This is a genomic window from Gimesia sp. (assembly GCF_048260065.1).
In the GTDB taxonomy this organism is placed as follows: domain Bacteria; phylum Planctomycetota; class Planctomycetia; order Planctomycetales; family Planctomycetaceae; genus Gimesia.
On the sequence record NZ_JBLXHC010000004.1, the window covers coordinates 468467 to 484866 of the forward strand.

Genomic DNA, 16400 nt, shown 5'->3' on the forward strand with positions numbered 1-16400 from the left:
TCACAGACGCCCGTCCGTTTCACTTTTTGACGGGGGCCAGAATACGTGATGCGTTTTGCGGGCTGTGATGAATTTTGTTTTTCGCCACGACCACTTTCTCAGGAAATTCAATCGTGATCGGCTCGCCCGTATTCGGGTTTGGTTCATAGAAGGGGGCACCCGTCGAAGCTACCGTGACGCGAATGCGATGCCCTTTGTTGAACACCTGACTCAGCCAGCCGATATTGAAGGGGACTTTGTAAACTTCGCCCGGTTCCATAAAGACCTGTTGCTCGTATCCATCCCGATAGCGGGCGCGGCGGATCATATCGATGATCAGAATCGAACGGCCATCGGGATACACGTCCGTCACGCGGACGATGAAATCGGTATCTTTCGCGGAAGAAGAAACCAGCAGTTCCGCTTTGACATTGCCGGTCCACTCAACCGCTTCGGTCAGCGGGTCGGTGGTGAAGGTGAGTACGTTTTCCTGCTCTTCAACCTTGCGGGCATCACGGGCACCGGGGAAACCGCGGGCTTCAATCTTCGCCGGGTTCAGTGGGTCGGCGATGAGTTGCGTGAATGCGTCTGTCTCACTGGGTTTGGTCGTCGACAGTTTGCCGCCGGGCTGCAGGTAGTAAGGTGTTTCGACTGTCTTAATCGGCCAGTCATCCACGGCCCGCCAGACGTTGCCTGGCGCCCCCGGTTCCCCGACGGCTCCCATTGCGTAATAGCGGACGTTGGGATCTTTCTCGATTCCGTTGTCGACCCCTTTGAGATAATGATCAAACCAGCGGATCATTTCGGTCATCATGTCGAAGTTGGCATTCTCGGGGTATTCCATTTCTCCGACTTTGTTGACCTTGTTGAAGCGACCATGCAGCCAGGGGCCGATATACAGTTTCTGCTGACCGCGTGAATTCGGTCCTCCCTTGTGCTGGCGTCCGATGAAACTCTGCACCGAACCGACACACATAAAGTCGTACCAGCTGCCTACGGTAAAGCAGGGGACATTCATCTTGTCGAAATGCAGGGAAGCGTCTTCTGCTTTCCAGTAGTCATCATAATCCGGATGCGAGAACCATTCTTTCATCAGCGCCATGTTGTGTTCCGGTTCGCGGCAGACCGCGGCCATCCCTATAAAACGATTTGGCTTGGCAGCGCCACCGATGAAATAACCTTCATCGTACAGACTGAGTCCGGTGTCGATCATGAACTGACAGATCAGGTGAGGCGGCTGTGTGATCGCCAGGTAATTCTGAGCATAACCGGCCTGCGAACTGCCGAAGGTTCCGATCTTGCCGGTCGACCAGGGCTGCTTTGCCAGCCATTCGACGACATCGTAGCCATCCCGTTTCTCGCCCCACTGCAGATCGCGATAACCAACCCAGGTTCCTTCCGACAGCTGCGAACCGCGGAAGTTAACGCCACACACGACATAACCGTGTGATGCCATCTCGGCGAAAGAGAGTCGTCCCCCTTTACTCCGCAGGCTGGCATACCGCTGTTCCATCAACACCGGCCAGGGACCTTTTCCGTCGGGAAAATACAGGTAGGCGGACAGTTTCACGCCATCCCGCATGGGGATCATGACATGTTTTTCGGTGACGCCTGCGAAATCGAGCGGTGGTTCGGCGGCGGAAAGGAGGGAAGGGGAAAGAAGCAGTGCGGCCATTAACAGGCAGGCAGAAGCCAGTTTGTGCATGGGTTTTCTCCGGCTGGATAATCTGGGTAGGAACACGTTTCCTTCGATTGTGGCTAACCCCCGCGCAGACAGCAAGGATAAACGCGGTTTGATCTGAAGTCTTGTGCCTGAACCGATTTCAGCGGCTGACAGCATTGACAGCCGCTGTGCGTGGTATCACAAAAACGGGGCAGTCATTACAGGCGTCAAATTTGCCTGAGAAATCGTTTTATCGGGGACGAAAAACGGGCGGAATCCTTTCGTAAACCGAAAAAAGGGGGTATGCTACCGCCAGAGCCCTGTTCAGGATCGTAATTTCCGAAACCGGCTCCCCACGATTCTCGCCCGGCGAACCTCAGCCGCGGCTGACGAATCTATCAGTAAAAAGCTGAACCTCAACGCCGCCGTAGCTCAGTTGGCAGAGCAACGCATTCGTAATGCGTAGGTCAGGAGTTCGACTCTCCTCGGCGGCTTATTTTCTTTTTCCCGTTTGTTGCTGGCAGCCGCTCTCTCAAATCAGCTAAATCGGAACTGCTCGATTACAGAAACTCGGATCTTAAATCTGTTGAGCGTAACTACTGCTGGTGTCACATGTCAGGCACTGGCCACGCAGCAGTTTTCTTTAAGTCATTGGAATGAGCGTACATACATCCATAGTTGCGATAAATTAAATGACAGGGTACCAGAGGTCCTTACCAAAAATATTTTGCCATAGGGTACTTTAAATGAATACAGATTTATTAATTTAAAGTACTATTGGACGCCAAATGATCTTCAAGAATTTCTCATTGCAGAATTCATTCTTCTGGTTCGGGAATATTTACCTCAGGTAAACCAAGTTTAAGGATCTGCTCAAGATTCTTCTTATCCACGAAAAACTCTCCCCCCTCCTGGCGGAGCTGGGAGATCGCAGAAATCAGATTTGCTTGTGCTTCAGCAATTGCAGTAATACGCCGAGTCTCAGCATCCATCCGAACAGCATCAGCTTCCGCCTGCGTTTTAGCCGCTTCGGCAGTTTTCTGGTGTTTCTCAGCGCGTGCTAACGCATCGTGCCGTTTATGTAAGGCAGCCTGATTCGCAGCATCAACAGCTTCTGAGAGTTTGAGTTTTGCCTCTGCCTCTTCCTTATCAGCCTCAGCATTCTTTTTTCGTGTATGAGCTTCAATTGCCTGAAGATTGGCTTCTTTGATACGTTCGATATCTGGTAAGAATCTTGAATCAACAAGCTCCAGCAATACTTCAGCAAGTGAAAGAGTTGCTGCCCAAGTCGAGAGGGCATATTGGCTCGGCGTTTCAATAGAACGGGCAAGCCATTTTCGGATGATCTCACCAAAGCGTTTCAGAGTATCTGTCATTTGGTGACACCCTCCATTGCTTTGATGTTCATGTCATCAGCATTGAACTCCAGACCGAAACCTCCAGCAGCAATATGTAGATCACTGAGGCACTCCAAGACGCTTTGTATCGTCTCTTTTTTGGCATCTCCAGGATCAATATAAAGTTCGATAGCTGGATTTGGCGGGAAAACGGGCATTTCAAAAAGCGAGTCCATAACCTCTTGTGCAAGATCCCGTCCTTTTGATTCCTTTAGCTCGCCTTCCCATTCCGCAATTGTATTGTCATATTTTGCTTTCGCTTCGATATACCAATCTGGTGTCGAACCATGCCAGAGGTCCCCCAGTGGGCCAGCTTCTGATGCGTCGGTGGTTATTGTTTTCAAGTTCGCCAGAAGCTCGAAATCCTTCCTTGATGCGTAAACAGTGTTAGCAATGGACTGATCTTGGGGGGTAGATCTTGCTTTAACAGATGCGACTGCAGCCCTGGCGCAGCGGAAGGCCCCTTCGGCGGATGTGTCAGTTGTGGCAATTACGGCAGCATCAGCTGCCGCTGCTGCTGCCGCTGCATTTGGATGGACATGGGCGGCGGCATTGGACGCCTTGGCGACGGTGGCTGTTCTAGCCGCAGTGGAACGGGCGGTCATCGCAGCCTCGGAAGCTTTATTGTTGGCGGAATAAGTAGAATCTCCATAGACTAGATTTTCACTTAATTTCGAGAGGGTAACTACAGCTTTTCTATATGATGAAATGGGTTTGCCCAGTAATACTAAAAGGGGCTGAACCCTCAACGCACACCGCAGGGCGTACACCCCTAATTCTGTTGCGGGGAGTTCACTCAATTCCTGCTTACTGGGCAACTTTATCTCATCACTCATCACAATCACCTATCCAATCCGAATAATTAATACACGACTGTTGTGGCCAATGCTACCACCCTTGCACAGGCAGTCAATAACATTTCCATAAGCATCAGATCCGCATAATAAAAGCCAGTCTCAACTCCGACCGGCAAGCCCACGCCATAGGTCCTCAGGTGACTATTATCCTTATTTGCCTTTGACGTCAGAAAGTGCTTTGGCAAGATCGCGTAGCTCCTCAATGTACTTGAGGTCGAAATCATTGGTTTTGATATCAGTGAAACTCGACGCTCGGTCAATATTCCAATGTTGAAACACTTCCTTAAGTTCAGCCCACTGCACATCGGCTCCAAAAGCACGTAAATAAAATTCGCCAAATGATATCGCATGATTACGGTCAGAACACTTCAATGCTTCAATCATGAAGCTTCGACCGAGTGTGAATGAGTATTTAGCACATGCGATCAAAAGGCCAATAACCACAAGACTCTTGATAGCAAGCAAGGTGGGTTCAACCCACGATGTACCAGTTGACCCAGAAAAGGTAACAAAACTAGTAATGGAAAAACCGACACCAGCCACTAGTGTAAGGAATCCAATAATATACCAGGCATTCGCTGCAATTCGGTTCGAGCTCTCCCTGGCATTCAGTGCCTTGATTGCATCTTTGATGAAATCGGCTGCATTTGCCTCAATCCGTTCCTTAACTTCATCTTGCTTCTTTTCCTCAGCAGCTTTCCTTCCTTCGAAAGCAGCTAACGCTCGTTCTATTTCGGACACGATGTGCGTAGTGTCACCATCATGAGAATAAATCGCGTTAATGTGATCGAGAATCGGCGGAACTGGAATAGCGCCAATAATTACTGGGATAATGGCCATTTCTCCTGATTCAGCATACGCGAGTGCCGAGCCGATCTCTGAAATAACAAACTTTGAGGATTCGGTATTCTTTGACCAGATTATTACGAAGGCATCTGACTTCTTGAGTGATCTGGCAAGTGATCGACGCCATTCTGACCCAGGAGAAACCGATTCGTAGTCGATTGAGATCGTGTGACCTTGTTCTACCAGAGCGTGGGCCAGCGGAATTGCGAATTCTCTGTCACTGTGATTATAGGAGATGAAGATGGAAGCCATGTGGAATGTCTTTTTCTTAGCCGAAATTGTTGTAAGCTTCGTGGACTTTAATTAAAGACAGCAAAATGAAGTTAATACCTGCATCAGAGGATATGAGTGACTCTCTCACTCTTTTCTAACGAGTTCATCTACCGCTATGCGAATGCCCTTTGCGACATCTGTAAACGCCTCGTCTCTATTTTGCCAACTAGTTATTGGTTCGGCATCCTTTGGTAAAGCCTGCAACTTGCAAAACTGGGATCCTGCCCAATCGCAAGCGCGGAGAATCACAGGTATGACGCGAGCCTCACCCGCATTATGCCTCTCCATTGCTCTTTCAAGTTCAATGTCAGAACAGTAATCAGAGGCTAAAAAGTCCGCACTAATCAACAGTAGGATAACTTGAGCTGAATTGAGATGATCATCAATTTGCCCTTCCCATTCTCTACCAGCGGAAATTCGACGGTCGTGCCAATTGGAAATAACTCCATTTCGCCTTAGTGATGAAAGATGTGTTTGTAGCTGATCACGCAAGAATTCATCTTTATGCGAATAACTATAAAATAACTCAATAGATGTCGTGGGCGTTGAGGTGTTTTTTGACATGTGAATCTCCGGCAAAGTTGGCCAGATAACAGCCTGAAGTTCAATCTGTCTAACCATTCGTTGTATGAGTCGAGAGGGGGCATGACCATCTTCAGTCATTCGCTCATGTACTTTCTTAAGCCGGTTAGCATAATGCTGCCATTTTTCATCACGCTCTGGATCTTCACGATATTCACTATGTACTGCTGCAAAAGAGAAAAGACCGTCGTACTGTTTCCACAATGGTGTTGGGTCGAGTTTTAATCTGGAATCACAGAGGATAGAGAGAGTTTCAGTATGGTCGTGCAAAGCACGATGTAACCTGCGATCAGGGTCATCCTTGAACTGAACGTAGTACATGAAATCACCGGAGTGCGTGGACCATGACTTGACAGCTCGAATAGCAGCCCCTGAGTCACCACCAAGTTTGTTTAAAAGCGATGAAGTAGGTGTGTACGATTTAGGCTCATAATCAGGGTCTACATAAGTTACGGATCCACGGGCCTTAGAGAATGGAGCGGCTTCTTCGAGAAGTTTCATCATCACACAGTAGAGTGGCAGTGTCTTAAAATCGCCGAACTGAAAGACGTACTCACCTTCATCAGTCATAATATGCAACTCTTATGGCTAGATAATTTTCCACAAAAATGCCACTGTTTGAATAGTGATCGGTACAGATCAAAACATGGCATCAGATAGGCTCTAGATAATTGATTATAGCCATGACAATCGACGTGAACAATAGATCAAGCCACAATAGCTAACTAGTGAGATAAACAATTGCAAGTGTCACCGAGAACGTCACCAAAAACCGCAGCCAACACTCAGAATAGAACCAACCGACAAATGAAGAGGAATCATACCGATAGACCCAAACACTGCATGCGTAGCGTTTGGATCTATTATAGTAAATTATGCTATTCCTCTTGCTCCATTCATAATGCGTAGGTCAGGAGTTCGACTCTCCTCGGCGGCTCTTTTTCTTTTTCCCGAAGTATGCTGACTGCTGTGCTTATCACGTCAGCCAGGGGAGCAGGGCCTGGGCGAAGGAGAGGACGAGGAAGAAGCCGCACATGTCGGTGAGGGTGGTCAGGATCGGGCCGGAGGCGAGGGCGGGGTCCATTTTGAATCCCTTCAGTAACAGCGGGATCAAGGCACCCAGGCAGACCGCCATCAGTGTGTTGAGGCCGAGTGCGCCGCCGATCACCAGGCCGAGATAGGGATTGCCTTTCCAGATGTAGGCGACGGTTCCCAGTAGAATTCCCAGCGCGAGTCCGTTGACCATCCCCAAGGCGAATTCCTTGCGGAAGACGTGTAACCAGTCGCTGGGCCGGATGACGCCGAGCACCAGTTCCCGCGTGCTGACTGCGATGGCCTGATTGCCGCTGCAGCCACTCATGTCGGATACGATGGGCAGAAAGACTGCCAGCGCGATCACGCTCTCCAGCGTCTCTTCGTACATGGCGATGATACTGGCGGCGACAATATTCAATAGAATATTGATACTGAGCCACGACAGACGCCGCGCGCTGCGGGTTTTGAGAGGCAGGCTGCGCAGTTCTTCCCCGCCCATAATCCCCGCGAATCGCAGGAAGGTTTTACCGGCGAGTTCTTCACTGGCCGCTTCGACATCTTCCCGCCGGACCACGCCGACCAGCACGTTGTTCTCGTCAACGACGGGCAGACCAAACAAGGGGTGTGCATCGAAGAAGTGCAGCAGTTCCTGGAGCGGGGTCATGTCCGAAAAGCTGTGCGGGTTGGCGATCATCATGCGGGAAAGCTTGCGGCCGGGAGGGGCCATCAGCAGATCGCGGAGTCGCAGCACTCCCACGAGTTGCAGGTCGGCATTGATGACGTAGATATACTGCACGTTGTATTCAGCATACTGTTCTGCATTTTTGCGGAGATCGGAAACCACGTCGTCCACCGTCTCTGTCTCCTGGAAGGAGAGCAGTTCGGTGATCATCAGACCGCCGGCACAGAGACGATTGTATTTGGCCAGGAAACGGACATTCTCGGCTTCTTTTGGATCCATCTCTTCCAGGATGGCTTCGGACTGGGCTTCCGTCAGCTGATCCAGCAGGTCGACCTGCTCGTCACTGTTCATCTCGTCGAAGATGTGGGCCGCCTGCTCGGGGGGCAAGCTGGAGAGCAACTGACCCGCCTGCAGCTCCGGGAGTGATTCCATCAGCCACGCGGCGTTTTCGTCATCCAGCAGGGCGATGAACTCATGCTGTTCCGCTTCCGACAACTGCGCCATGATGCGCGCGTCTTCGCCGGGGGGAAGTTCCTTCAGAAACTTATGCGCGGCATCGGGGTCACCGGCGGCGACGATCTGTTCCAGCTGATCCCAGGCATCAGGTTGTTCAACGGCAATTTTTTCTGTTGATTCATCCGGCTGATTCATCTGACTCGATCCATTCCATTCAACGGAATTCAGATGCTTTAAGATCTGTTTCCGGCTGAAAAACAGTTTTTTTGTCTACAATTGCTTTTACCCGGGAGAGGGGAACGCGGTCAGATCCCGGGATTCTGCAGGAAGTCTACACTATTTCTGTGAATGCGACAAATCCTGCAGCAAAGGTTTCAAGAGTTGAATTGATCCCGGCTCAATGTACATTGAACAGGAAACATTTCTACAGAGAATGGGGAATACCAAAAGGTAAAGAGAGGAGTACAATCATCGAGTTCCGGCTGTTTCGCAATGCTGGTTCACTGAAGAGCAAACCAGGTAAGTGGCGACGTCTTGTCGGCAATCTCAATGAGATGTATTTTATTAGCATCCCTGTCTCATCACTTACCATTGTCTTGATAATATTCGTGTGCCGCTGGTTGTCAACCAGGTTCAGCGAACAAAACAGAACGAAGGACAGATTGTCGCCCTGGCAATCAGTGCTGAAGGGATTCCCCTTCCTTTCTATCGAGCTGACTTTGAGAGTAGCGAATGCCGTGCAGGCTTAGATCAGAAAATTCGCACCTGGCGCTTCACTTCTTATCTTCCAGCAACTCGTCCACTTTCTGCATTGCTTCGGGTAGAGTGCCCACAAAAGACAGGTTCCCGCGTTGATCAATGACGGCTGTCTGAGGCAGTTCGCGTACTCGAAAGTTGTGCATGGTTTTGCCGAACCAGCCTGCTTCTTCCGGGCGGTGATCGATGGCCAGCATATATTTCAGTTCCTGCTGCGTGGCGAATTCCTGCAGTTGAGAGGGTGAGATGGCCCAGTCATGGAAGCCGATGAGCACAACAGGTTGATCAGCGTATTTATTGTACGCAGAGTTCATTTCCGATAACTGTTCCAGGCTGCCGGGATTTTTCGTGCCCCAGAAGTGGATCAGGGCCACTTTTCCGTTTAGGTCAGGGGCAGCGGTCGGACTCTCCGTCGTCAACCACAGGGCCGGATCCAATTTGGGGGCGTATCTGCCGAGCTGAGGATCAGTTTGCATTTCATGGCTGTAGTAAGGATGCCGTCTCAGGTAATTTGCAAAATCACTAACCGGTCCCCTGAGAACTCTTTTCGACATATGGTTACCTGCGATGTAACTTATATTGTCTGGTAACTGGCGGGAATCAACAATCTCAGTTCCTGCTGGCAACGCGATTGAGAATGCATCGACGGGAACAGGTGAGAGTATTTCCGCTTTTTCGATCACCACTGCTTCCAGAATTTGCAGTTCTCCCCTGTAGGTCTTCCAGTGGATCTGCATTCCAGGCAGAATCAGACCATTGGCCAGCTTCACCGGGGCAAAATAGAGTTTGGCCTGTTCATACTGTTTGGGGTACGATTGATAATAGGTTTCAAATATAAAACCGGTCTCCTGATCCAGGACACGGCGGGAAACGGTCTCCTCTTTTTTTACGTTGTAAAAGATTTTTTGACCTTCGCGGCGGATGTCTGCTTCTGGCTGTTTGCTGTTTATAGATGCAGGGAATCGATGACGCAGAGAAGTCCATTCACATAAATCGGAGGGAGATTCGACAGAATGATATACTCTCCCTTTGTGGATCAGGTTGATGGTTGCGTGATTGGAACTGCTGATATGTTGAAGAGTAGTCCAGCCATCGGTCATGCTGGTGATGTTGGGTAATGGCTGGCCTGACAGGTTGAAGAAAACTGCAGGATGAGTCTCAGAATTAAAGTAGCGCGCTTCATGTTTGAGGGTACCGTGTGCTGTGAGTACCTGCTTACACCATTCCGTTTCTGCCTGGAGATGTTTGTTGAGCAACGATTTGATATCCGGCAACTGATAAGGATCGAGTGCACGCAAATCCTTGAGTAGATTCCTGGTATCAAAGGATGATTCCCGGCGGAGCGAGACTTTCTGTGTGGTGACACGCAGCGGTGTGAGCCGCAGCAGTTCCGATTGAATGTGCCATTTCTTCTGAATCTCAGGCGCGTAGAGTGAGTTTTTACGAGGTTGCAGATCGCGGGCGGCCAGATGTGTGGGCAGGGATTCGGCTGGCGTCAAGCTGATGATCACTTCTGTGATCTGTCCTGGTGTGAGTTTGATGCGTTCCGAACGGCTCCCGTCTGCCTGTGCCAGCGAATACGGTTCAGCGACGACAAACCTTCGCATTCCCGGTTCCATAAAGGCCTGGATTTCACCGGCGTCATTCGTGAACGGGTAATCAACAAAGACGGTCTGAGTAGAGACCGGGATCTGTTCTCCCGAGTCATAAGTTTCGTAGTTGAAGCGGACCCCCGGAATGGGGGCACCGGTTTTGGCATTGATGGCTTTCAGTTTAACAATCGCCGCCGGGTTGAGTTTCATGGTGACATGAGGGGAGTCGGTTTTTTCAGCTGCGTCTCGTTCGGGAACAAAATACTGCTGACTCAAATACAGAAAGGGCTGGTCCGGCGTGGGTTCTGCGACCAGCCTGTATTCATCGGGGATGAGTCTGAGCTGTGCGTTTCCCTGGCTGTCGGTTCGCGCCTGGAATCCACCGCGTAGCACTTCTCCGATATGGTGTGCTGTTACCATGACATTTGAAAGCGGTCGTCCTGAATCACTTTGAACAACGTGCACGGTGACATCACGGGGGGCAGTAAACTGATGGTTGAATTCACCATCATAACCAGTGGCGACTGTATCCCGGGGGGTACGAGCGCGATCTGCCGTCATCAGGGTGAATTGCCAGGGAGCAAATTCGAGCCCCGGATCAATATTCGCTGCATAACTGGTGTCGCGACGGAGTTGTGTGAATTCGTAGCGTCCCTGCGCGTCGGTATAGGTTTCACGCACTGAGGAAGGGACTACGGAAAAGTTGAGGAATGAATCGATCAGTTTTAAATAAGGGTTTTCCTGTTTGAGATATCGGCAGGAACCTGTTCCTCTACCTGAAGGGTTTCGCTGATCATCAACGTGTCCCAGTTGCACTTTTGCATTTGCCAGGGGGTGTCCCTGCCTGTCGGTGATGACGCCTCTCAGTTTTGCCGGCGCATCAAACTGCAGATCGATGACAATCGGTTCATTCTGAAAGAAGGCGTTTCTCGTGGCGTGACTGTTTCGATCCTGACCATCGATTTCTTCAGGACGCGCGGCGGGGCGATAATTACGGGCAGGATGCCAGGTGAGGCCATAATTCTCTTTCGTGCCGAAGACGATAAAGTCACTTTCGTCCGGTCGCGAGTGAGGATCGCGATTGTTGATGACAAACAGTTGAACGTCCTTGAGTTCATAATGTCCGTTCTCATCGCTACGGGTGTGACCGCGCAGCTGTTCAAAATCGCCTGGAATAATCCAGCCTCGACTGGCAACATAAATGTCAGCATCTTTGAGCGGTTTACCGTCCGCATTCCGTGCCGTGCCTGTAATCGTGACGCGATGCAGCGAGGCACCATGTCCGCCCAGCCTTCCCGGTTCATAGATCGTTACGACTTCGGGGGGGCGACTGGTCTCTGGCTGTTGTGGATCTGCTGCCAGCAGCGGTCTTTGCCAGAGGCACAGCTGCAGGGCTGCGCTGAGAGAGAGTAGTGTCCAGAACTGCCACCGAAGCCGGCATTTCCCTGTTCCTGAGCCGCAAGCACATACCATCGCATTTCTCCCCGATTCCATTTCCTTCCATTAGTTACGCCTGAGCCAATGGAAGATGCAGATGTATATTTGTGGGTGTAGGGTGAGTATACACGATTGCAGGTTGGGAATGCAAAGAGGAACTCCCGATTTCAAACGCATTGATAAAACGAAATCCTGTACCTGGCTTTCAGTTGAGGTGATATGACAGCAGACAAGTAAAGGCTCAGGATTTCATCGGCCGGCAGTATCAGAAATGCTTTCAGACACAATGAAATGATGAAGTCTCAACAGCTCTTGAATCACTTTTTAAATAGTTCTATATAAATAAAATTATTTCTTGTTATTAAAAATTATTAATGTATGCTGGGAAGATGCTTTACCGTCGCTGGATAGATTTCAATATGAATGTGACGTAAATGTTTATTATCAAACAGAATTCGTGCTTTATTCCGTATCAGTATTTCAATATTTTTGTTCGATTTTTCCGGGAGGGCAGATGTTTGCTCATAGAAAAAACAGTGTGAGTCGTGGCTTTACTCTGATTGAGTTGCTGGTGGTGATCGCCATCATTGCCATATTAATTGCCTTGTTATTGCCGGCTGTGCAGCAGGCGCGTGAGGCGGCCCGCCGCTCCTCGTGTAAAAACAATTTCAAGCAGGTCGGACTGGCATTTCACAATTACCATGAGACGCATGGCGTGTTTCCCTATGGCTGTTCTCTGCCACGAGGCGGTTGTTCCGGATCGATTCCCGGTAACCCGGCACGATTCTCCTGGGGAACGCATCTGCTGCCTTATCTTGATCTCGCCAATGTTTACAACGGATTTAACTTTTCACTGAACTACAATGTTGCCCCCAATGGAGGTCTTCAGCAGGGGGGCTACAAAGTGGCGACCTTCCAGTGTCCCAGTGATCCTCAAGGTGATGACCGTACGAATCATACGGGAGGCATTACGAACCCGGGACCGGCTGGAGGAAAAGACGATATTGGAAAGACCAATATGGCAGGGATTGCGGATTCCGTGAACTGGCTCTGCGATATTTCTAATTACCGACCGACTGTTGCGGGGGACGGTGTTCTGTTTAATCATTCCCGCGTCAAGATTCGCGATATCATCGACGGCTCAAGCAATACGCTGTTCGTCGGCGAAGTGACAGGAGGCAGAACAGGCTCTTATGACGGGCAGGGATATACCATCTGGAATGTTCTGGATACGGCAGGCGGCATCAATGGTCCCAATTCCATTCCCGGTGGTGGTTACTGGGATAAATGGGATATGGAATTCTCCAGTTATCATACGGGAGGGTGTCACTTTCTGCTCGGCGATGGTGCCGTCAGGTTCTTATCTGAAAATATTGATCAACAGACACTTTCAAAACTGACGACCCGCCAGGGAGGAGAAGTCGTTGGTGAGTTTTAATCTGTTACTGGTTTCAACGATCGAAAGTAAGATGATTTGATATAGGATGTGCAACATGACTGGCTTGCGATTATTACTTTTATGCCCCCTCTGTTTTGTGATGGGGTGTGGCGGAGTTGCCGATGCGCCGGAGAGGCGTATCGTCACTGGAGAAGTGCTTTATCAGAATCAGCCGATTGAGAAAGGCACAATCCGCTTTATTCCTCAGCCGAGCGGTCCTGTGGCTTCGGCGCGAATTGAAAACGGTGCCTATCGTGTGGAAAATAAGGGAGGAGTCCCTTTGGGAGATCACCGCATTGAAATCCGCAGTGCTGCCGGCGGGACGGAGTTAGTAGAAGCGGAAGTAATGCCGGATAAAAATGCGGCTCCTGTCACTGCGATTCCCCCAAAGTACAACGACAATTCCACTTTGAATGCCGTTGTGAAAAGCGGAGAGGGCGAGTTGCAGCTGGACTTTTCTCTCGAATAAATCAGCTACCAGTCTTGTAAGGAATTGACCGTTGAGTTTTCGAAAAATTATGGCAGGCGTGCTTTGCTATTGCGTGGTATCAGTTGCCTGTGGTGCAGATTTTGATGTCGTGCAAATTGTCAAAAAAGAAAAACAAAAGCGTGGCTACCGCGGCAACAACGGCGATTTATTGATCTTGAAGGATGGGTCGATTCTGTTTTGCTATACTGAGTATGGCGATCACGGCGGCATCATGGCAAAGAAATCTACTGATCAGGGGAAGACCTGGTCAGACTCTTGGACTCTGGTGCCTCAACCGAAGTTGCCAGCGAAAGGGCGTTACGTGCATCCCAGCCTGTTGCGAATCCAAAATGGTGAGATTCTGCTGGCGTACAATTATTCAACACATCCCGCCAAACCCTATTTCGCAGCTATTCTTTACCGACGTAGTGCCGATGAAGGTCAGACCTGGACTGAGCAACTCCCCGTTTCCGCGTACCCCGGTTATAATCTTGTACACAATGATAAACTGTTTTCGTTACGCGATGGGCGGATTATTGCCGTCGGTGAAAATAAAAAATACATGCCGGATTCCAATGACCACAATGGCTATGTCGGGCTCACATTTTACTCAGACGACCAGGGGCATAGCTGGCATTCCAGCAAAAACACGGTAGATCTGTATGGGACGCGAAAGATTGAAGTTCAGGAAGCAGATGCCGTGGAATTGAAAGATGGACGATTGATGATGTTCGCGCGAAGTTACAGCGGACATCCTGTACGTGCCTATTCCACAGATCGCGGCGAGACGTGGTCCGAGGGGAAGCTGATTCGAGAGTTGAAGATGCCTTATGCTGGTTTGCCAACGGTACGACGCATTCCCTCGACGGGGGACCTGCTTTTTATCTGGGTCAGTGAGAAATCAACAATCGAAGAAAACGGCAGAAAGCTTCCCATGCGTTCTGCCTTGACGACTGCGATTTCCAAAGATGAGGGAAAGACATTTCTTCATCAGCGTAACATTGTTCAGGATCCTACAAACGATTTCGGGTATCAGTGCATTGAGTTTATTGACGATCATCTGGCATTGATAGCGTACCACACTAATGAAGGCCTGCATCTGGCTCGGATTAACGTAGAATGGTTTTATGGAAAATAGTTATATTCATAACGCAAGAGTGGCTAATTCAGTAGAATAGACCTGTGATTTTCAGGATTTCTATCTGGAGTGGCGGGCGATGATATTTCATTGAGTCGTTCAAGTGCTAATCTTCGTAACATCAAAACACACATTGATCAGAAAGTTCCTCTCATGCAGTTTAATGTGAAGCGGCTTCTCCTGCTGCTTGCCATTGTGATAAGCGGTCAAACGTATTTAGAACAGCCTGTGGAGGCAGCTGAAAAGTCTACCGCGTTGAGCCCGTCTCAGCAGCAGTCCATGAAAGCGGCAAGAGAGAAAGCAGCCTGGAAAAAACGGCGGATCATTTTCAATAACGATGGAAACGAACCCGTGTATTCCCTGAAGGAAGCTACGCCGCAGGCTCTGCTGGATGTCCGCACAAGTCCCCTGAAAGGGAGTCAGGTGGACACGATATTTTATTGCACGTGGTCATCGGGGTTCAGTTATTTCACGCATGACACCAAAGTGGGCAGCGTCTTTACGGAAAAGGCAGATAAGCTGTCTAATAACAAGACGGCTGAACTGATCCAGGGGGGCCACGATCCGCTTACCGTGATGTCCGACTGGTGCAAGGAGAATGATGTCGAACTGTTCTGGTCATTTCGAATGAACGATACACACGACGCGTCGACTGCATGGTATGGTCCATTGCTCTTTCCGCCTCTGAAGAAAGAACATCCCGAGTGGCTCGTGGGGTCGGCAAAACAGAAACCTAAAAACGGTCGCTGGACCGCCGTAGATTTCACACATGAGGAAATCTGTGATCTGGCATTTCGCTATGTGGAGGAAGTCTGTCGAAATTACGATGTGGATGGAGTGGAGCTCGATTTTTTCAGGCATCTGAACTATTTCAAACGCGTTTCCTGGGGAGAGCCGGCTGGCGAACTGGAACTGCAGCGGATGAATGATTTGCTGCGTCGGATTCGAACAATGGCGGATGAAGTGAGCCTGCAGCGGGGACGCCCGATCTTGATTGCGATTCGTGTACCTGATTCAGTTGAGTATGCGAAAATACTGGGGCTGGATGTAGAGACCTGGCTTAAGGAAGATCTGGTCGACATCATGACGGTCACTGGTTACTTTCGCCTGAATCCCTGGAAAGTCTCCGTGGAACTGGGGCACAAATACCAGGTACCCGTGTATGCAGGACTGAGTGAATCGCGTCAAAAAGATCAAGTAGCCCGAAAGGTCTATGCTTCGACGGAAGGCTTTCGAGGCAGAGCAGCGAATGCATGGTCTCAGGGAGTGGATGGCGTCTATTTATTCAACTCGTTCAATCCCCGTCATCCTCTCTGGCGCGAACTGGGAGAGCCGGAACAGTTGAAGTCGTTGCCCAAGGTCTATTTCACTTCCGCCCGTGGCTATGCCAGTGTGAATTCCTGGTGGAAACAGGGGAGTGCCTTTATGAACCGGGATATCCTGACGCCAAATCATTCACGAGTCGTTTCTCCCGGTAAAACGATCGGTGTGATCTTACCGGTGGGCGAGAACCCTGTCGCAACGGATGCCTCACTGAACCTGAAAGTCCGCCTGAAGGACGTTCCGAAAAATGGGGAAGCCTTGAATGTCATCATCAATGGTGAAACTGTTGCACTGAAATTAACAGAAACACGTTTTCTGGCTGGTGAAATCAATCCGCGGTTCGTGCGAGAGGGGGAAAACCGGATTGAATTCCAATTATCATCGGCTGCGAAGAAGCCTGTAGTGGTTGAAGATTTACAATTGTGGGTTAATTATTCAGAATAAAGTATGATACTATGACGCTCGCCATAACCTGGA

11 protein-coding genes and 1 tRNA gene are annotated in these 16400 nt (G+C 49.8%); 5 read left to right on the top strand and 7 right to left on the bottom strand.

Annotated features, from left to right (window positions below; translation table 11 throughout):
* Nucleotides 1-19: 19 nt before the first annotated feature.
* Nucleotides 20-1684 (bottom strand): CocE/NonD family hydrolase, encoded by a 1665-nt coding sequence (locus ACN0YN_RS10325; RefSeq protein WP_417384924.1) that lies wholly within the window; start codon nucleotides 1682-1684, stop codon nucleotides 20-22.
* A 379-nt stretch (nucleotides 1685-2063) separates the two neighbouring features.
* Between ACN0YN_RS10325 and ACN0YN_RS10330 the strand changes: the two genes are divergently transcribed.
* A tRNA-Thr gene (locus tag ACN0YN_RS10330) sits at nucleotides 2064-2136 on the top strand.
* 324 nt (nucleotides 2137-2460) lie between these two features.
* On the opposite strand, the gene ACN0YN_RS10335 is transcribed toward ACN0YN_RS10330, so the two are convergent.
* From ACN0YN_RS10335 to ACN0YN_RS10360, 6 genes are all read right to left on the bottom strand, one after another.
* Nucleotides 2461-3018: a hypothetical protein gene (locus ACN0YN_RS10335; protein WP_417384925.1), complete on the bottom strand. Its 558-nt coding sequence runs from the start codon at nucleotides 3016-3018 to the stop codon at nucleotides 2461-2463.
* Nucleotides 3015-3875 carry a hypothetical protein gene (locus ACN0YN_RS10340; protein ID WP_417384926.1) on the bottom strand — a complete coding sequence of 287 codons (861 nt, stop codon included), beginning with the start codon at nucleotides 3873-3875 and terminating at the stop codon, nucleotides 3015-3017. The genes ACN0YN_RS10335 and ACN0YN_RS10340 overlap by 4 nt, the downstream gene beginning before the upstream one ends.
* A 171-nt stretch (nucleotides 3876-4046) precedes the next feature.
* A complete protein-coding gene (locus ACN0YN_RS10345; protein WP_417384927.1) occupies nucleotides 4047-4994 on the bottom strand; it encodes a toll/interleukin-1 receptor domain-containing protein in 948 nt (315 codons plus the stop codon).
* A 105-nt stretch (nucleotides 4995-5099) separates the two neighbouring features.
* Nucleotides 5100-6167, bottom strand: a complete 1068-nt coding sequence (locus ACN0YN_RS10350) for a toll/interleukin-1 receptor domain-containing protein (RefSeq protein ID WP_417384928.1) — start codon at nucleotides 6165-6167, stop codon at nucleotides 5100-5102.
* A gap of 406 nt (nucleotides 6168-6573) precedes the next feature.
* The gene (gene mgtE, locus ACN0YN_RS10355) at nucleotides 6574-7965 is read right to left on the bottom strand and encodes a magnesium transporter (protein WP_417384929.1); all 1392 of its coding nucleotides are present in this window, start codon (nucleotides 7963-7965) and stop codon (nucleotides 6574-6576) included.
* A 578-nt stretch (nucleotides 7966-8543) separates the two neighbouring features.
* Entirely contained in the window at nucleotides 8544-11591 is a 3048-nt protein-coding gene (locus ACN0YN_RS10360; protein WP_417384930.1) for a redoxin domain-containing protein, read from the bottom strand.
* Between the two features lie 478 nt (nucleotides 11592-12069).
* Between ACN0YN_RS10360 and ACN0YN_RS10365 the strand changes: the two genes are divergently transcribed.
* The 4 genes from ACN0YN_RS10365 to ACN0YN_RS10380 all read left to right on the top strand — a co-directional run bounded on the left by ACN0YN_RS10365 (nucleotide 12070) and on the right by ACN0YN_RS10380 (nucleotide 16367).
* Entirely contained in the window at nucleotides 12070-12993 is a 924-nt protein-coding gene (locus tag ACN0YN_RS10365) for a DUF1559 domain-containing protein (protein ID WP_417384931.1), read from the top strand.
* A 55-nt stretch (nucleotides 12994-13048) separates the two neighbouring features.
* Complete coding sequence (locus ACN0YN_RS10370; protein WP_417384932.1) at nucleotides 13049-13462, top strand: hypothetical protein; 414 nt, start codon at nucleotides 13049-13051, stop codon at nucleotides 13460-13462.
* Between the two features lie 31 nt (nucleotides 13463-13493).
* Nucleotides 13494-14600 carry a sialidase family protein gene (locus tag ACN0YN_RS10375; protein ID WP_417384933.1) on the top strand — a complete coding sequence of 369 codons (1107 nt, stop codon included), beginning with the start codon at nucleotides 13494-13496 and terminating at the stop codon, nucleotides 14598-14600.
* Between the two features lie 153 nt (nucleotides 14601-14753).
* Complete coding sequence (locus ACN0YN_RS10380) at nucleotides 14754-16367, top strand: hypothetical protein (protein ID WP_417384934.1); 1614 nt, start codon at nucleotides 14754-14756, stop codon at nucleotides 16365-16367.
* The last annotated feature ends 33 nt before the right edge of the window (nucleotides 16368-16400 follow it).